The 17,978-nt window shown below is 59.2% G+C and carries 18 protein-coding genes; 17 read left to right on the forward strand and 1 reads right to left on the reverse strand.

Annotated features, from left to right (window positions below):
• Positions 1 to 59: 59 nt before the first annotated feature.
• A complete protein-coding gene (locus AC2GXZ_RS28355) occupies positions 60 to 815 on the reverse strand; it encodes a class I SAM-dependent methyltransferase (protein WP_483762605.1) in 756 nt (251 codons plus the stop codon).
• Here AC2GXZ_RS28355 and AC2GXZ_RS28360 point away from each other — a divergent pair.
• The 17 genes from AC2GXZ_RS28360 to AC2GXZ_RS28440 all read left to right on the forward strand — a co-directional run bounded on the left by AC2GXZ_RS28360 (position 807) and on the right by AC2GXZ_RS28440 (position 17,917).
• Entirely contained in the window at positions 807 to 989 is a 183-nt protein-coding gene (locus tag AC2GXZ_RS28360) for a hypothetical protein (RefSeq protein WP_483762606.1), read from the forward strand. The two genes, AC2GXZ_RS28355 and AC2GXZ_RS28360, sit on opposite strands and share 9 nt — an antisense overlap.
• A gap of 666 nt (positions 990 to 1,655) precedes the next feature.
• Positions 1,656 to 2,216: a helix-turn-helix domain-containing protein gene (locus AC2GXZ_RS28365; RefSeq protein WP_483762662.1), complete on the forward strand. Its 561-nt coding sequence runs from the start codon at positions 1,656 to 1,658 to the stop codon at positions 2,214 to 2,216.
• 111 nt (positions 2,217 to 2,327) lie between these two features.
• Positions 2,328 to 3,521 (forward strand): MFS transporter, encoded by a 1,194-nt coding sequence (locus AC2GXZ_RS28370; RefSeq protein ID WP_483762607.1) that lies wholly within the window; start codon positions 2,328 to 2,330, stop codon positions 3,519 to 3,521.
• A 414-nt stretch (positions 3,522 to 3,935) separates the two neighbouring features.
• Positions 3,936 to 4,415 carry a helix-turn-helix domain-containing protein gene (locus AC2GXZ_RS28375; RefSeq protein ID WP_483762608.1) on the forward strand — a complete coding sequence of 160 codons (480 nt, stop codon included), beginning with the start codon at positions 3,936 to 3,938 and terminating at the stop codon, positions 4,413 to 4,415.
• Positions 4,412 to 5,314, forward strand: a complete 903-nt coding sequence (locus AC2GXZ_RS28380; protein WP_483762609.1) for a helix-turn-helix domain-containing protein — start codon at positions 4,412 to 4,414, stop codon at positions 5,312 to 5,314. Before AC2GXZ_RS28375 ends, AC2GXZ_RS28380 begins: the two co-directional genes overlap by 4 nt.
• A gap of 92 nt (positions 5,315 to 5,406) precedes the next feature.
• Positions 5,407 to 6,216, forward strand: coding sequence for an ABC transporter ATP-binding protein (locus AC2GXZ_RS28385; protein ID WP_483762610.1), 810 nt, complete (start codon positions 5,407 to 5,409; stop codon positions 6,214 to 6,216).
• A gap of 5 nt (positions 6,217 to 6,221) precedes the next feature.
• A complete protein-coding gene (locus AC2GXZ_RS28390) occupies positions 6,222 to 6,890 on the forward strand; it encodes an ABC transporter permease (RefSeq protein ID WP_483762611.1) in 669 nt (222 codons plus the stop codon).
• A gap of 11 nt (positions 6,891 to 6,901) precedes the next feature.
• Positions 6,902 to 7,657 carry an ABC transporter permease gene (locus AC2GXZ_RS28395; protein WP_483762612.1) on the forward strand — a complete coding sequence of 252 codons (756 nt, stop codon included), beginning with the start codon at positions 6,902 to 6,904 and terminating at the stop codon, positions 7,655 to 7,657.
• Positions 7,657 to 8,817, forward strand: a complete 1,161-nt coding sequence (gene alr, locus AC2GXZ_RS28400; RefSeq protein ID WP_483762613.1) for an alanine racemase — start codon at positions 7,657 to 7,659, stop codon at positions 8,815 to 8,817. The genes AC2GXZ_RS28395 and alr overlap by 1 nt, the downstream gene beginning before the upstream one ends.
• Before the next feature lie 27 nt (positions 8,818 to 8,844).
• Complete coding sequence (locus tag AC2GXZ_RS28405; protein ID WP_483762614.1) at positions 8,845 to 9,675, forward strand: transporter substrate-binding domain-containing protein; 831 nt, start codon at positions 8,845 to 8,847, stop codon at positions 9,673 to 9,675.
• Between the two features lie 405 nt (positions 9,676 to 10,080).
• The gene (locus AC2GXZ_RS28410; protein WP_483762615.1) at positions 10,081 to 11,214 is read left to right on the forward strand and encodes a transporter substrate-binding protein; all 1,134 of its coding nucleotides are present in this window, start codon (positions 10,081 to 10,083) and stop codon (positions 11,212 to 11,214) included.
• Positions 11,211 to 11,792 (forward strand): ANTAR domain-containing response regulator, encoded by a 582-nt coding sequence (locus AC2GXZ_RS28415; RefSeq protein ID WP_483762616.1) that lies wholly within the window; start codon positions 11,211 to 11,213, stop codon positions 11,790 to 11,792. Before AC2GXZ_RS28410 ends, AC2GXZ_RS28415 begins: the two co-directional genes overlap by 4 nt.
• Positions 11,792 to 12,640, forward strand: a complete 849-nt coding sequence (locus tag AC2GXZ_RS28420) for an ABC transporter permease (protein ID WP_483762617.1) — start codon at positions 11,792 to 11,794, stop codon at positions 12,638 to 12,640. Before AC2GXZ_RS28415 ends, AC2GXZ_RS28420 begins: the two co-directional genes overlap by 1 nt.
• Positions 12,640 to 13,560, forward strand: a complete 921-nt coding sequence (locus tag AC2GXZ_RS28425) for an ABC transporter permease (RefSeq protein ID WP_483762618.1) — start codon at positions 12,640 to 12,642, stop codon at positions 13,558 to 13,560. The genes AC2GXZ_RS28420 and AC2GXZ_RS28425 overlap by 1 nt, the downstream gene beginning before the upstream one ends.
• A 23-nt stretch (positions 13,561 to 13,583) precedes the next feature.
• Positions 13,584 to 15,185, forward strand: coding sequence for an ABC transporter substrate-binding protein (locus AC2GXZ_RS28430; RefSeq protein ID WP_483762619.1), 1,602 nt, complete (start codon positions 13,584 to 13,586; stop codon positions 15,183 to 15,185).
• 99 nt (positions 15,186 to 15,284) lie between these two features.
• On the forward strand, positions 15,285 to 16,229 hold the full coding sequence (locus AC2GXZ_RS28435; RefSeq protein ID WP_483762620.1) for an acetamidase/formamidase family protein: 945 nt from the start codon (positions 15,285 to 15,287) through the stop codon (positions 16,227 to 16,229).
• A complete protein-coding gene (locus tag AC2GXZ_RS28440; RefSeq protein WP_483762621.1) occupies positions 16,226 to 17,917 on the forward strand; it encodes an ABC transporter ATP-binding protein in 1,692 nt (563 codons plus the stop codon). The genes AC2GXZ_RS28435 and AC2GXZ_RS28440 overlap by 4 nt, the downstream gene beginning before the upstream one ends.
• Positions 17,918 to 17,978: the final 61 nt, after the last annotated feature.

Raw genomic sequence — 17,978 nt, forward strand, 5'->3', positions numbered from 1 at the left:
GCATTGGGCGCTGAGAGATTGCAATCAAGGTTGGAAAAGCGTCTGCCGACGCCGGTGGTCTAATCAGACGACGAAGGCTGGCGTTTCACCCAACTGGCCAAGTCTGTGTAAGGCGCGGGCGCATAGACATATTCAGCGGGCAGAGCGGGCTGAACCATTGCCATCAAATATTGGCGCAGCTTTTCCTCGCTGTTGCTGGCGGCAAGACTGTAGAAATTTCCGCAGCTCCACGTCACGACACAATGCGCAAACTGCGCATAGATTGCGTCGGCCATCTCCACCAGAGTGACCTCGCATTCGTGCATCGTATTGAGGACAAGCGTGGTTTTGCGTGCGATCTCCTCGGGGCCGAAATAATGCGCCTTGAAACCGTGATCTTTCTGGAATTCACGAGCCCGGTAGGCGTCGGGATCCGCTGACCGAAACTTCTCCAGGCTGAGGAAGATGCCATCGGGCCGCAAATGCTGCGAAACGAACTCGACCTGTTTGCGCCGGTTGGGCGAATACATCTGAAATGTCGTATCTTCAAAAACGAAATCGAACCCGTCGGCGAAACACGCGAGGGTGGCATCCGAGCGCAGACGATCTTTCGTCAACCTGTGGAACGGGCCGAGGAAAAAGCTAGCGCCAACAGGCTCACCGAACGCCATGAAGCACTTGTAATTGTCCTCATTCGGGCTGCAGGAGAGGGTTCGAATTTTCCCGCTGGTGATCTCCGATAGGGTTCTCGCCATGGTGCCTTCGGCAGTCCCGAGGCTGTAGAGCAACAACTGACCAGAAATCAGCTGGCTATATCTGAGGATGGCATGGGCCATGCGGCATTCCTCCTCGATGCGATAGGGAATGCTGGCGAGATAATGCTGGTCGAAAAAACCCTGGCGGCGGGAATGCAGTTCGATGAAATTCTGGAGCAGGATATCATGAGGCATAAGCCTCATGTCGACAGTCGGCTTTCTCAGCGGCATCCCACTCTTGCCTGCCGCCGTTGAAGTGAAGAAGCCGGTGAGTTGGTTCAATCGTGGCCCGCGGTCGCATTCCTCGAAGAATTCGCTAAAATCTTGCATGGCAATACACCTACTCAAATGAAAACAGGTGCGACGCCTTCGGGGGATCGGAAATTCGTTTGCGCTTCATATGCGCGCCCGACCGATCAGCTTTTTCGGCGTGCCCGGCCAAGCTAGGATGTCCAATTTCCGGACGCTTTCACTGGAGAGACGTCTTGTCACAAAAGTGCCATCATCGACCTACCGCGGGTTATTGACACATTGTCCGACAACTTGTGATGACGATAACTTCCGCGTCAGACCAGTCCACCACGCGCGAGGTTCCCCGATTTGAGGAAAGGTTACCGTTTCAAGCTCGATCAGGTCCGCCGGGCACAGGCTCAAACGCTGATGCACAAGCACGAAGACTGGGGAATGATAAAGGCCGATTTCGTGAGGCGAACGGGGCTCCTGCGTCAGGAAACGAGATTAACCCCCGACCGACATGTGTTGCTCATCAATCTTCGTGGAGAAGCCACGATCGGCGAGGATTTCGTTGACGGGCAAAGGGTCGCATTCACGCCCCGAAGGCCAGGGTCGATCGTATTCCTGCCGGCCGACAGCCAATGGAAAGGATGGGACGAAGGCGATACTGTCGGCTCATATCTTTTGGTGTCCCTCGATCGGGTGTTTGCGGAACGGATCATCGGCGCGACTGCGGTCCGGGGGCTAAAACCGGTCATAGGCTTTCGGGATCGCGTCGTCCAAACATGTCTGCAACAGATCGCGGCGGAGGTGATCAGCCCTGACTGGGTCAGTCCGATCATGGTTGAAAGCCAGGCAACTCTGGCGCTTATCCAGCTCGTTCGCCTCAACGCGCGCACCCTGGAGCTTGCGAAGGGCGGACTGTCGTCATTTGACCTAAAGCGCGCTCTGGCCATCCTCGAAGCCCCATTTACCGAGCCCCCTCAGCTCGCAGACCTTGCCCATACGGCCGGCGTCAGCCGCCGGCATTTCATCCGTGCCTTCAAAACGTCCACCGGGAAGACGCCGCATGCATATGCACGTCTTCGGAAACTGGAACAGGCAGCGGATCTTTTGCGCGCAACCGGGATGTCGGCCACCGACGTAGCCATGGAAACCGGGTTTGGCAGTTCAAGCTATTTTGCCAGGGCTTTTCGCCGGGAGTTTGGTTTAAGTCCGGTCGAGTACCGAAAGAACTGGAAGAGCTGAAGTCAATCCTAAGGATTTTGTCACTTTCGTACAAAAGCGACACGCGATGGAAAGCCAGGGGCTTGCCGGGGGCGTAGTTGCGGGCGGCCAGCCAATCTCGAACGGTTACCCATGGTCCGCAAAAGCCTTCATGCCAACATCGACGGGCTCCGCCAGCGCTTGTATCCGCTCGCCTGGTTTTATGTGAGCATGTTCGCGTCATCCGCTGGACGCGGTGGCTATGCTTTGGCCTGCGCATGGCTTCTCGTTGTTTCGGACGAGGGCAATCCAGCAGTCGCGGTCTTCATTGCGATCATCAGTGTAACCGAACTGCTCACCAGCCCCATCGCGGGGTGGATGACGGATCGGTTCGACAGGCGTCGCGTCTTTGTTATTGCCGAGTGTCTCCGCTTTGCATCAGCGATGCTGCTGTCCGCTGCCCTGACACTCTATGATATCCGTTGGATGATCTGGACCTCGGCAATACCGTTTGCCGCTTGCGACCGGGTCGCCCTGACGGCCTCGCAGGCGATGATACCGTCAGTAAACAAGCACTTTTCACTGGGGACCGCCAATTCGCTCTGCTTCTTCTTCATGCAGGCCGGAGGGCTGGCAGCCGCGATCGCAGTCGGTTTCCTGCTCCACGCGTCAACGATACCGGTCACCTTTTGCGTGATTGCGATCGTCTTTGCCGTCTCGGCAACCGGCATGTGCCTGGTTGCGCGAGACCGGTCGGGCGCGCCGGCATGTCGGGGAGGCCGCGGGCCAGATCTGACACTGCGAGCCGACGCCCAATTGCTTCGCCTTATTGCTCTCTATGCACTGCTCTACGGCGGTGGGGTGCTGGTCAGCATCCTTGGCCCCGGCTATGTGCTTGATGAGCTACGCGGCAACGCGCTTGATTTCGGGCGATTGGAAAGTGCCTGGTCTGCCGGCTCAATCCTGGGAGCGATCCTACTTATCCCGATGGCGCGGATTTCCAGACTTCCAGTGCTGCAGACGGTCCTTTTCATTCTCACGGCGCTGGCCTTTGGCGCGCTGAAATTTGTGACTTTTCCCTTGGTCCTTGTCGTGTTTGCGATCGCGGGAGCGCTATACAATCTTGAACGGGTGACAATCGAGGTCATGCTCCAGGATGCAGTTCCGGGCGAAACATTGGGGCGCGCGAAAGGTGTGCTTCATTGCGCGGGCGTTTCGATCGGGCTGATCCTGTTCGGGCTGGTGTCGTTCTTTGACGACGACGTCGTACCATCCACAATGTTCCTCCTGTTCGCTGTCCTGCTGCTCGCGGCGGCGACGGCACTTGCAACGGTAAGAGCTCGATAAGGGCAATCTCGCTCTGCTGTCAAAGTCCCCTTCCCGCAAGCCAGCGGGATGATCTGTTAATGCCGGTTTTCTCCGGAAGCCGCCGCTTTAACAAGCTGATCTAATTCACAATTGTCGCACCTCCCTCGTCACAAGGGACTGGCGAAACCACCTCTTATCAACTAATGTAAGCGATGAGGCAGTACCGTGCTGTCTTGGGGTGTGGAAACCCCTTCGTGAGACTGATGCTGGTCGTTCAGCATCAAACTCCTTGACCTTTCGGGTCGGGGAGCCTGTGGCGTATGTCCAGGTTCCTCGGAACTAAAGGCTATAGGACTGTTCACGAACAGTTTCCACCTCCCCGATCATTCGGAGGTTCAGTGAGTCATTCGCGGGGACGCACCGCGACAAACTCTCTCAACCGGGGAGTGCGAAATGCAGCACCGGAAAATCCCGCAGAAAGAGCGACAGCTCTGCCCGCCTCATCGCGAGGCCGCCCACGCCACGGACCTCCATTTCGGCCGCCGTGTGGCGCTTCTTCGCCTGGAGTTGCGGCTGACACAAGCCCAGCTTGCCGCCGGTGTCGGCGTGAGCGTCCAGCAGATCCAGAAATACGAAAGCGCTCGAAACCGGATCAGCGCGTCGATGCTGCACGGGATCGCGCTTTTCATGGGCATCCCGGTCAGCCGTTTGTTCGACGGATTGCCGGGGAGCGGGGAGGCAGGCGAGTACGATCCATCTCCTCCCAGTCTCCAAATTGCCTTCCTGGCAAGCCGCGAAGGCAGGCAGATGATTGACAGTGTGTTGGCGCTGCCGCCGCGGACGCGCCGCAGAATGGCAGCGCTGATCGATGCGCTCGCGCAGGAACTGTCCTCAGTCCCATCCATCGTCGACGAGAAGGGGGCCGATCGATGAAGGGCGAGGCAAGCGGATCGACGTTCAAACAGGGGACCTGCCGCACCAATATCCGCAAAGCCCGGTCATGGCGGGCGACACAGGCGGAACTGGTCAAACGGACCGGATTGGGCCGCGAGGAGACATCCGTTGTGTCTGATCGCCATATCGTCCTCCTCAACCTGCAGGGAAATTCGGAGCAGGGGGAATATTTCCTCGACGGCCGAAGAACCTCTTTCAAGCCGCGTAAACCAGGCGCGGTTCTGTTTGTGCCGGCCGGTTGCCAATGGAGCGGCTGGGAAGTCGGTGACGCGACGGCCGGATACCTTTCGATCTCCATCAACCCTACTCTTGTTTCGGATCTGTATTTGGCATCCGGATCACAAACCCTGCCACCGCTGTCCCCGGATCTCGGCTTTGAAGATCCCGTTATCATGAATGCGGCCCGTGCTATTGGCGTGGAAATGTCCGATCGCAGCCCTGTCAGCACGATGCTTGTTGAAGGATATGTTGCAACGCTCTTCGCGCAACTCCTTCGCATCCAGAATTATGTGCCCAGTGCTCGGACAAGGACCGGCGGGCTCGTCCCCGCCCACCTCAACCGGATCATCAGCGAGATCGATCAAAATCTTGCAACAGATCTGTCGCTCGCCGCTCTTTCGAGCCTGATCGGCGTCAGCATTCCGCACTTTTGCCGCGCCTTTCGACAAACGATGGGTTGCTCACCCCATTTGTTCATAATCCGGCGCAGGATCGAACGGGCCAGCGACCTTCTCCGTCACACCATGACGCCAATTACCGAGATCGCGCTGTCTTGCGGCTTCTCCAATCCGGGCCATTTTTCAAACAGCTTCCGCCGGGAGACGGGCATGACGCCGATCGCCTATCGCGCAAGCTGGCCGATGGCGGCCTCTGCCTGATTTCCGGATCAGATTGTGTAAGCAGATCAACCAACGGCAAGCATCCCACCGGCTACCGACGCATCGTCGGAAAAAACGGCCGAGGGGCACACATGAATATTCAGCACACCGCCGGCACATTTCCGCCGGTCGCCACGGACGCGCATATGGCGTTACGGGTCATCGACCTGAAAAAACGGTTCGGTCCCATCGAGGTCCTGAAAGGTGTCTCGCTCACCGCGCAGTGCGGCGATGTGATCTCGATACTGGGCAGTAGCGGATCGGGCAAAAGCACGTTCCTGCGCTGCCTCAACTTCCTGGACGTTCCAAACAGCGGGGAAGTCTGGGTCGCGGGGCAACACATCAAGATGCAGGTGGGGTTTGCCGGACGACGACAGATCAACGCCCTGCGTGCCAGGGTCGGAATGGTCTTCCAGAATTTCAATCTCTGGCCTCACAAGACCGCACTTGCCAACATCATAGAGGCCCCGACCCAGGTCCGTGGCCTTTCCCGACAGGAGGCGGTCGAGCGCGCCGAAGCTCTATTGGAAAAGGTGGGGTTGGCGGACAAACGGTCCGTCTATCCTTCCCATCTGTCCGGAGGTCAGCAGCAGCGCATCGCCATTGCGCGGGCATTGGCGATGGAACCGGATATCCTGCTCTTCGACGAGCCGACATCAGCGCTTGATCCCGAGCTTGTCGGCGAGGTGTTGAAAGTGATCCGTGCGCTTGCCGAAGAGGGGCGAACGATGCTGATCGTAACTCACGAGCTTGGCTTTTGCCGACAGGTGTCAGACCGGGTCCTGTTCCTCCATCGGGGTCGCGTCGAGGAAGACGGCCAACCCGATGCGATGTTTGACCATCCGTCGTCCCCAAGGCTCCGGCAATTCCTGTCGGCACATGCAGGAGCCTTCGCCCAATGACGATCATGCAAGGTTTCGGCGACCAGATTGCAATCGGCGCCCTGACAACAGTCCAGACAGCGCTGACCAGCCTCATCCTCGGCATCGGGTTCGGGCTCTGTGGTGCAATGGCCAAGCGCGCACGCTCCGGGATGATCAGGTCTCTCGCGGGTGCTTACACGACGATCATTCGCGGCATTCCGGAGCTTCTTGTCATTTTGATTCTTTATTTTGGCGGAACCGTCCTTCTATCGCATCTCTTCGGGAGATACATTGAAGTGAACGGATTTGCGGCCGGCGTGTGTGCGCTGACCCTGGTATTTGCGGCCTATGCAACCGAGGTGTTCAGGGCGGCCATCGAGGCTGTGCCGCAAGGACAGATCGAGGCCGCGCGTGCACTCGGACTGTCGAGTTTCCTCATCTGGCGTCTTGTCATCCTTCCCCAGATGTGGCGTTACGCCTTGCCTGGGCTTGGAAACCTCTGGCTGAGCCTGCTCAAGGACACAGCTCTGATATCCGTGGTCGGTCTCGATGACCTGATGCGGAAAGCGAGTATTGCCGCGGGGGTTACACACGATCCTTTCAAATTTTACGCGGTGGCAGCAGTGCTCTACCTGGCGTTCACCTCGGTCTCGCTTGCCGGACTGGCAATGCTTGAACGCCATGCTTGCCGTGGTGTGCGTTTTTCTGCGTGAGGAGAGAGACCATGAACCTTACGTTGATCGTGGATGTGTTGCCGCTTCTGGTCGATGGCATGCTGCTGACCGCTCAATTGACTGCGACATCGCTGGTCCTTGGCGCGGCGCTCGCAGTGCCGCTTGCGTTGATGCGAGCATCGACGTCGGCTGTGCTGTCCTACCCGGTGCTCATTTACACATTCCTGTTTCGCGGCACTCCGCTGCTCGTCCAGTTATTCCTGGTGTACTATGGCACGAGTCAGAGCGACTGGGTTCGATCAAGCGTCCTGTGGCCTGTCTTGCGGGAGCCATTCTGGTGCGCGCTGATTGTTTTTTCTCTCAATCATGCCGCTTACACGACCGAGATTTTCCGGGGAGGTATTCGATCGGTTCCCTTTGGAGAGGTCGAGGCCGCCAAGGCACTTGGCATGTCCTATAGCCTACGAACGCGGCGACTGGTCTTGCCTTCGGCTCTCCGGCTTTCGTTCCCCGCTTATACGAACGAACTCGTGCTGATGCTCAAGTCAAGTTCCCTTGCGAGCACAATCACGCTGATGGAATTGACAGGCACCGCCCGCAAGATCGTGGCCCAGACCTTCTCTCCATACGAAGTCTTTTTCTCGGCGGCGCTGATTTATCTCGCCATCACGCTCCTGATCACAACTGCATTCGGGTGGATGGAAAGACGGATGATGATCCATTCAAGGCGAGAGACACCATCATCACCTGGTCGGTTGGCAACAGCATTAAACAATATTAGCCCCCGGGTGCAGGAGGCTGGCTGATGAATACGATACTTGCCGGCCAACCGCATCCTTTTGAGGCGGATGGCTTCGCTGACGCCGAGCTACGTGGCAGTTGGTATGAGATCGACCTTGAGGCGGTGCGCCACAACTACCGTCAACTCCGCACGCATTTGAGTGGTCACGTCAAGATTTTCGCCTGCCTGAAACGGAACGGCTATGGATGTGGGGCTGGTCCGCTTGCCGGCGCGTTGGCCAAGGAAAACGTTGACGGATTTGCTGTGGGATCACTGCCTGACGCCATAGCGATCCGCCGACATGGCGTTTCCCGTCCCGTTTTACTCTATCCTGGCGCCTGTCTTGCCGCTGCCCGCACGATTGAAGCGCTCGACCTCACCGTCAGCATATCCAGCATCGACGAGTTGCAACAATGGCGATCAGCGACAACACGTCTGCGTGTTTTTGTGAAAGTCGATCTGGGCTTCTTTCGAGCGGGAGCGACACCAGCGACGGTGGGTCAGCTTCTCGCCGCGGCGTGCTGCGCTCCCGACATTCATGTCGAGGGGATCTATGCCCATATGAGCGAATTGCCGCCCGGCGGACCATCGCAGGTACATGGGCAGTTCCAGCGCATGCTTGCTGTCATTCGGGAGATCCAGGACCTTGGTCTTCGTCCGCCGTTGGTCATGATGTCCAGCACCGAAGGTGTCCTGAACCATCCCGAATTGGACTTCGATGCCGTCGATCCCGGCGCCTTGCTTGTTGGCGCCGCCGAGGGCACGAGGGCATCGAGACAGATGGCGCTTCGACCAGCGCTAAAATCCCTCAGCACACGCCTCGTGTCGGTCAAGCGCGTCGACGAAACACTCGGTGATGTGCCCGCCGTCGATGGGATTAAAAACGGAATGCTGCTTGGCGTGATTGCCATGGGATGGGGAGACGGTCTTCCTCGACGAATGGGAGACCGCACGATCGGCCTGGTGAGGGGAAAGCGTGCGCGATTATTGCCACCAGCGCATCTCGAACATGTTCGCATTGACCTCAGTGATGTCCCGGAAGCGCGATTTGGCGACGAAGTTGTGCTGCTCGGGAGCCAAGGAAATCAGGTCATTACCCATGACGAGGTCGCATCCTCTTGGGGCACCGACATTATCGGTCTTTACGGGCAACTGCGGGACCATGTCCCGAGAATCTATCTCTAGGATTTCAACTAAAAAAGGGGAACTTCAATGAACAAACTGATCCTTGCAATGTGTCTCATTTGCGTATCCGGGCAGGTGAGTGCACAGCCGGCAAAACCGGTGAAGATCGCCACCGAAGGCGCCTTTCCTCCCTGGAACGCGGTCGATACCGCCGGTCGTCCTGTCGGCTTCGATATCGACGTCGGCAAGGCCATTTGCGATCGAGCAAAACTTCAATGCGAGTTCGTCACACAGGCTTGGGATGGCATCATCCCGGCGCTTGCTATCGGAAAGTTCGACGCAATCATGGCCGGCATGTCCATCACCGAAAAGCGAAAGCAAGTCATCGCATTTTCGGAACCCTACGCGCTGACGTCGAACTATTTCGTCATTGCTGAGCGAGAGAAATTCGCGCCAATGGAGGAGGACGCGAAAGTTGATCTCACCGCTCCGTCTGACCAAGACAACACCGTGTTGCGCAATTTAAAAACCAATCTCATGCATCGGATCATTGGTGTCCAAGGCTCAACCAACGCCGAGGCGTTCGTCCAGGCGTATCTTGGTGATGACGTCGAAATCCGGACCTATGATAAACAAGACAGCCTCAATCTCGATCTCGTCGCCGGCCGTATCGATGCTGGACTGGCCGACTATTCCGTCTGGAAGGCCTTCCTTGAATCCGGTGAGGGGAAAACAGCCGGCCTCTACGGTCCGCGCTTGTCAGGTGGGATATTCGGTCCAGGCGTTGGGATCGGATTGCGGCAGGGGGACGACGAACTCGCCGATGCCTTTAACGACGGTTTGAAGTCAATCAAGGCTGATGGCACGCTGAAAGCCATCAGTCTCAAATGGTTTGGTGCCGATCTCGTCTCTGATTGAAGTGTGCCGATCTCGCCGGTGGTTGGCGGCGATGGAAATCAGCGCTCAGCATGGGATCGATGGAGTTGGGAATTTAACCTGCATCCCGGCCTTGCCATGTGAAAACGGAGATGCAGGAGCCAATCCGTGGAATAGCCTGGCCGTCTGACAAGAAAAGCCGAATGAAGACTCGCTCCTTTTGCACGCCACCGTCAGCTGTCCGGTTTTAATCATCCGACACTGGAGAATCCGTGCGAATTCTTCCTGCTTGACTCGGCGTCAATGTCTGTATTTTAATCAAGCCTGCGAATTAGGCAGCGCCTTGTTTGCATTTCACATGACTTCGATGTCGCTGGGCAGTTTCGCCCCATGACGCCCCGCTCAAGAGCGGGAGTTGCGTCATGGGGTTTTTGTATTTGGGCTATCATGATCGACGCGCTGAAGATCGGTATTCTCTATTCCACCACCGGCCCGTATGGGGCGATGGGTGTCGATGCGCGCGACGGCGCGATGCTTGCCATCGAAGACAACGCCAAGAGAAGCGGGCGCACCATTGAGCCGCTGCTTTACGATCCCCATGCCAGCCTGCAGGGCTATCTCGACGGCGCTCAACAAATGTTGCGCTCCGATTGCCGTCACATCGTCGGCACGATCACGTCGGCCGCCCGCAAGGAAGTCATTCCACTGGTGGAAAAACATGACGGCCTTCTCTGGTACATGTGTCCTTATGAAGGGTTCGAGGCCAATGAGAGCGTCATCTATCTCGGCGGCTGCCCCAACCAGCACCTGATCCCGGCATTCGAATACCTGATCCCCCGTTATGGCGCGCGGCCCTATCTGACCGGCGCCAACTATGTCTGGGGTTGGGAAATGAACAGGCTGGCGCGCGAGCTGGTCGCCAATGCCGGCGGGGAGATATTGGGCGAACGTTACCTGCCGCTGGAAGAAACGGCAGTGGAGCGGATCATCGCCGAAATTGCCGAGCGGCGGCCGAGTTTCGTGCTTAACAATCTGATCGGTCCGTCCAGCTATGCCTTTCTTGCGGCGATGAAGGCGCTCGGTGACAAGGATCCATTTTTCCGCCCGGAAAACTGCCCGGTCGTCAGTTGCGACCTGATGGAATGCGAGCTCGAACTCATCGCCAAGGGAGCCGCAATCGGACAGCTCTGCGCGGCCTCTTATTTCGATACGCTGAACACCTCCGAAAACAGCGACTTCAAGTCCCGCGCTGCGATACGGTATGGCCATGGGCGGCGCATTTCCAGCGTGTTCGCCAGCGCCTATGTAGCGGTCGATCTCTGCATTGCCGCGATACTTGATGCCGGAAGCGACGAGCCCCAGGCCGTCCGCCGCGAAGTCTATGGCCGCAGGTGGCCTTCACTGTTGGGAGCCCTCGAGATCGACAGACGGACCAATCATGCCGCCCTGCCGTTTCATCTTGGCCGGATTAGCGCCGATAACGGCTTCGATGTCGTTTCCTCCCGCCCGGCGCTTGCCGCCGATCCCTATCTCACCACACGTGGCACCGCCATGCCCGCCAAGCTGAGAGTGGTTTCATGAGCAGGACGCCGAATTTTACCGGCTGGAAGGCCGTGATCCTGCATCGCGAAGACAGCAATACCGAAAGGCTCGAGCGCCAGTTCGGCCTGCTCGGTATCCGTTCGACCCGTCGCTGGGAACCGCTCGTCACGTGGGACGACGCCGATCTTGTCCTCGTCGATGCCGATCAGGGCTGGGACGATTTGCTGCCGCAGGCAGATAACATCTCGGGCAGGCCGCTGGTTGCCGTGCTCGGATCGGAAGCCCCTGGCCGCATCGCCTGGGCGATGGAAAAGGGTGCGAGTGCGATCATTGCGAAGCCGGTTGCTGCGTCTGCCATTTTCCCGGCTCTGGTGATGGCCGTCTCGATCCATCGGGAGCGCCTCGCGGTCGCCGACCGGGTGCGCCGTCTCGAAGAGCGTGTCCGGATGCGGCCTCTCGTTCATGCAGCGGTTGAAAAGCTGAGTGCCGCACGCGGACTTGCCGAGGACGAAGCCTACAGCGCTTTGCGCGACTGCGCCATGCAACGCCGCCTGACGATGGAACAGGTGGCCGCGATCGTGCTCGGTGGGGTAGAAGCCCTGCCGGAGGTCGGCTGATGGTCATCGTCCGTTTGCTTCTGCGCCAGCCGACGGCTGTCTTCGGGCTTGTCATTGTCATCGTGGTGGTCGCTCTGGCATTGGCCGCACCTCTGATTGCGCCCTTCAGCCCCGATGAGCAGATGTTCGACGGCCTGACCCTGGAGGGCGCGCCCATGCCGCCCGGCGGACCATTTGTGTTGGGCACTGATACGCTCGGCCGCGATCTTCTATCACGCATGCTGTTTGGGGCGCGCACATCGCTGATCATCGGTCTTGTCGCCAACGGAATCGCGGTTGCGATCGGATTGTTCATCGGTATCGTCGCCGGATATCTGCGCGGCCTGGCCGGCAATATCCTGATGCGCTTTACCGACCTGATGATGGCCTTTCCGGCCTTGCTGCTCGCCATCGTCCTGGCGGCACTGCTGAAACCCAGCCTCTGGATCGTCGCGATGGTAATCGCGCTGGTCAACTGGGTGCAGGTGGCGCGCATCGTCTATACCGAGACGCGCGGCCTCGTCGAACGGGATTTCATCATGGCGCAGCGCTCGCTCGGCGCCGGCCATGGTCGCATCCTGTTTCTTCATATCTTGCCGCATCTTGTGCCGACGGCGATCGTCTGGGGCACGCTCGGCATAGCCACCACGGTTCTGCTCGAAGCGACCTTGTCCTTCCTCGGCATCGGCGTGCAGCCGCCCGAACCGTCCTGGGGGAATATCATCTTCGAAAGCCAGAGTTATTTTCAGGCCGCGCCCTGGCTGGTGTTCTTTCCCGGAGCGGTCATTCTCCTGACGGCGCTTGCCTTCAATCTCGTCGGCGATGCCCTGCGCGATATTCTCGACCCGACGCAGCGGGGGAGGGGCTGATGGCCTTCATGCTTCTTCGTCGCCTCGCCCAGGCCTTCCTTATCCTGATCGGCGTGGCCGCCGTCACCTTCGTTCTCCTCTATGCGCTGCCGGCCGATCCGGCGCGGATGATTGCCGGCCGCAGTGCCACGGCGCAGACGGTTGCCTCCATCCGCCGCGAACTCGGCCTCGATCAACCGCTTCTGATCCAGTTCTGGACTTATCTTTCCGGCCTGCTGCAGGGCGATCTTGGCCGATCCTATGCCCAGAAGACGGAAGTCTGGACGCTGATCGTCGCGCGCCTACCGGCGACGCTGACACTCATGGCAGCCGGAATTTTCGTCGAGGTCGTGCTCGGCATCACATTCGGCACGATTGCAGCCGTGAAACGCGGCGGTATGGTCGACCGCGTGGTGATGATGGCCTCTTTCGTTGGCGTGTCGGCACCGCAATTCGTCGTGGCGCTGCTGCTGCTTTATGTCTTCGCCGTCACGCTCGGCTGGTTTCCGATGAGTGGCTACGGAAGCTTTGCCCATGTGGTCCTGCCCGCGGCAACGCTCGGCGTGCTCGGTGCCGGCTGGTATGCGCGCATGGTGCGCTCGGCGATGATCGACGTCCTGAATCAGGATTACGTCCGCACCGCCCGTGCCAAGGGACTGTCGTCGCGCCGGATCATTTTCCGTCATGCGCTGCCCAACGCCATCCTGCCGATCGTCGCGATGATCGGCATCGATATCGGCCAGTTCATGGGTGGGGTCGTCGTGGTCGAGGCCGTTTATGGCTGGCCGGGCATCGGTCAGCTCGCCTGGCAGGCGATCCAGCAGGTCGATATCCCGATCATCATGGGCGTGACGCTGACTTCGGCGCTCGCGATCGTCGCCGGCAATCTCATCGCCGACATGATCGCACCACTCATCGATCCACGCATCCGAACATCCTGACCAAAGCCAAAAGGGGACCTGAAATGCTCAAGAGCTGGTTACTTGGAACAACGACTGCAGCGGCGATCCTGCTCGCACCTCTCGCCGCGATGGCCGAGGGCAAGGATATCGTCGTCACCTACAAGGACGATATCGTCACGCTTGACCCGGCTATTGGTTATGACTGGGTCAACTGGTCGATGATCAAAAGCCTTTATTCGCGCCTGGTGGACTACGAACCCGGCACCGCCAATCTCGTTCCCTCGCTCGCAGAAAGCTTCGAGGTCGCACCCGATGGCCTCACCTATACGTTCAAGCTGCGCAAAGGCGTGAAGTTTTCGACCGGCCGCGACGTAATCGCCTCCGACGTCAAATATTCGATCGAACGGGCCGTCGATCCGAAGACCCAAGGCCCGGGCGCCGGCTTTTTCGGCGCGATCAACGGCTTCGAGGATCTGACCGGAGGCAAGGCAGCCGGCCTTTCAGGCATAGAGACACCGGATGACGGCACCGTCATCTTCAAGCTTTCGCGCCCGGATGCGACCTTCCTGCATGTGCTGGCGATCAATTTCGCCTCCGTCGTGCCGAAGGAAGCCGTCGAGGCCGCCAGTGGTGACTTCGGCAAGCACCCGGTCGGCTCCGGCACGTTTACCCTCAAGGATTGGGTGATCGGCCAGAAGCTCGTGTTTGAAAAGAACCCCGCCTATTACATCAAGGATACGCCAAAGATCGACAGTTTCACGGTCGAGGTCGGCCAGGAACCGCTGGTGGCGCTGCTGCGCCTGCAAAAGGGCGAGGTCGATATTGCCGGCGACGGCATTCCGCCGGCCAAGTTCCTGGAAATCAAGAACTCGGCCGATGGCGCACAGATGATCGTCGATGGTGAGCAGCTTCACACCGGTTACGTGACGCTGAACACCAAGGTGAAACCCTTCGACGACCTGAAGGTTCGTCAGGCGGTGAACCACGCGATCAACAAGGAGCGCATCGTGCGCATCCTCAATGGCCGCGCCACGCCTGCCAAGGAAGTGTTGCCACCGCTGATGCCGGGCTATGACAAGGATTATGCCGGTTATGCCTATGACGTGGCAAAGGCGAAGTCGCTGCTCGCCGAAGCCGGCCTGGCAAACGGCTTCGAAACCGTGCTCTATGCCACCAATACCGATCCGCAGCCGCGTATCGCCCAGGCGATCCAGCAGGATCTGGCGGCGATCGGCATCAAGGCCGAGATCCGCGCGCTGGCGCAGGGCAATGTGATCGCCGCCGGCGGTACGGAAGGCGAAGCCCCGATGATCTGGTCCGGTGGCATGGCCTGGATTGCCGACTTCCCGGATCCGTCCAATTTCTACGGCCCGATCCTCGGCTGCGCCGGTGCGGTACAGGGCGGCTGGAACTGGTCCTGGTATTGCAATGAAGATCTCGATAAGCGGGCGACGGCGGCCGATTCCATGTCGGATCCGGCAAAGTCGGCGGAACGTGTCGAAACCTGGAAGAAGATCTTCACCGACGCGATGGCCGACGCACCGTGGATCCCGGTCACCAACGAGCGCCGTGTCGTTGCCAAGTCGCTGCGCATGGGCGGCGAGAACAACGTGTATATCGATCCGACCCGCGTCATCAACTACGATGCGATCTTCGTGAAGTAGGATCGTCTGCACTGAAGGCAGCCCCTCATCCGGCTGCCGTTCCCTCTCCCTGCGAGTGGGGAGAGGATCAGGGTGAGGGCAATTTCTCGGAGCATCCATATGTGCAGCATCTGCAATCACACCATCCATCAGGCCCAGCATAATTTCGGCTGGAACCGCGATTTTCCGCCGGCACTGACGGCAAAGCCGGGCGAGACCATCCTGTTCGAATGCATGGATTCGTCCGGCGGCCAGATCGGCGCCGATGCCACGCTTGCTACGCTTACCAATCTCGATTTCGGCAAGATCAATCCGGTTTCCGGACCGGTCTATGTCGAAGGCGCCAAGCCCGGCGATGCGTTGAAGGTGACGATCCGCAAATTCCACCCGTCGGGCGTTGGCTGGACAGCGAATATTCCAGGCTTCGGCCTGCTCGCCGATCAGTTCAAGGATCCTGCCCTGCATGTCTGGACATACGACAGCATATCCATGGCGCCGTCGGCCTTCGGGCCCGGCGGCAAGGTGCCGCTGAAGCCATTTACCGGCACGATCGGGGTTGCGCCTGCCGAACCCGGCCTGCATTCCGTCGTTCCGCCGCGCCAGGTCGGTGGCAATATGGACATTCGCGATCTGAGCACCGGGGTCATACTCTATCTGCCGATCGAGGTGGAAGGCGCACTGTTTTCCGTCGGCGATACCCATGCGGCCCAAGGGGACGGTGAGGTTTGCGGCACGGCGATCGAAAGCCAGATGAATGTCGAACTGACACTTGATCTGGTGAAGGGCGCCAACCTGAAGACGCCTCGATTCACAGTGACAGAGCCGGTCACGCGCCATCTCGACGGCATGGGTTATGAGGTGACGACGGGCATCGGTCCGGACCTGATGACGGGCGCTCGTGAAGCCGTCATGCGGATGATCGATCTTCTGACCGCCGAACACGGTTACAGCGCGGTCGATGCCTATATGCTCTGCTCTGTCTGCGGCGATCTGCGGATCAGCGAGATTGTCGACATGCCGAACTGGGTCGTCTCGTTCTATTTTCCGCGGATCGTTCTTTCGTGACGAAGGTGAATGGTCACGAAAAGCCGGTGCTGCGGATCGAAAATCTCTGCGTCGACGCGCGCACGCCGGACGGGCTGAAGCGCGTCCTCGATGATGTCAGCTTCGATCTCAGGGCAGGGGAGACGCTGTGCCTTGCCGGCGAGAGCGGATCGGGCAAGTCCGTCACCTCTCTGTCGATCATGGGGTTGTTGCCGAAGGCGTCGCTGCGTGTCACGTCGGGCAATATCATTTTGGGTGACCGGGATCTGACGCGGCTTTCCAACAGCCAGATGCGGCATATCCGCGGTGGCGAGATCGCGATGATCTTCCAGGAGCCGATGACATCGCTCAATCCGGTGATGAGCATCGGGGGGCAGCTGACGGAGGCGATCCGCGAACACCAGCAGGCGCAGAATGCCGAAACGATTGCCCGACAGATGCTGGAAGCGGTGCAGATCGCCGATCCGACGCGGCGGCTAAAGCAATATCCGCATGAGCTGTCAGGTGGCATGCGCCAGCGCGTGATGATCGCCATGGCACTCTCCTGTCGTCCAAAAGTGCTGATCGCCGACGAGCCGACCACCGCGCTCGACGTGACCGTGCAGGCACAGATCCTCGACCTGATGCGGGAGCTGAAAGGTGAATTCGGTACTTCGATCGTGATGATCACCCATGACATGGGCGTTGTGGCAGAGATGGCCGATCGCGTTGCGATCATGCAGAATGGAAGGATCGTCGAGCAGCGCAATTCGCTCGATCTCTTTGCAAGTCCTTCGGAGCCCTATACGCGCCGGCTGCTGGCAGCTGTACCGAGGCTCGGCGCTTTTGCGGGCACAGACGGTCCGCCCCGGGTTTCGGAGGCTGCGCTGCAACCTAAGGAAAGAGCGACGGCACCGATCCTCAACGTCCGCGACCTGAGCGTCAGTTACGGTCATGGGTCTGGCTTGCCGTTCCGCAGGCAGGCGGCGCCGGCGACGGTACGCAACATTTCCTTTGAGATCATGCCGGGTGAGACGATGGGGCTCGTCGGCGAAAGCGGCTCCGGAAAATCGACGACGGGCAAGGCAGCCCTCGGACTCATTCCGTTCTCGGGGTCGGTAGAGATCGATGGTTATGACATCGCCCGCCTGTCGCAGCACGAGATGCGGCCCGTGCGCCGCTCGGCGCAGATGATCTTTCAGGATCCCTATGCCTCGCTCGACCCCCGCATGTCCGTCGGCAAGGCGATCGCCGAACCGATGACCATTCACAGTATCGGTACACCCTCACAGCGACGCGAACGGGTGGCCGACCTGCTGCGACGGGTCGGGCTAACGCCGGATGCTGCTTCGCGCTACCCGCATGAGTTCTCCGGCGGCCAGCGACAGCGCATCTGCATCGCCCGCGCGCTTGCGCTTGAACCCAAGCTGATAGTCGCCGACGAAAGTGTGGCAGCGCTTGACGTGTCGGTCCGCGCACAGGTGCTGGACCTGATGCGGGAATTGCAGGAGACGATGGGCCTCGCCTATCTCTTCATCTCGCATGACATGGCCGTCATCGAGCGCATGTCGCACAAGGTCGCCGTTATGCATGGAGGTGAGATTGTCGAGGCAGGTACCCGTCGAGAGATTTTCGAGTCGCCGCGGGAAGACTATACAAAGGCACTCATGAAGGCCGTTCCGATACCGGACCCGACATTTTACAGGCCTCGCGGTAGCTCTACAGGATAGGAAATATCTGATCCTCGCTTCAGGCAAGTAGCCTGCTCTATCCAGTGTTTACTCAATCGTC

The sequence above is a fragment of the Aliirhizobium sp. YIM B11859 genome, from assembly GCF_057163345.1.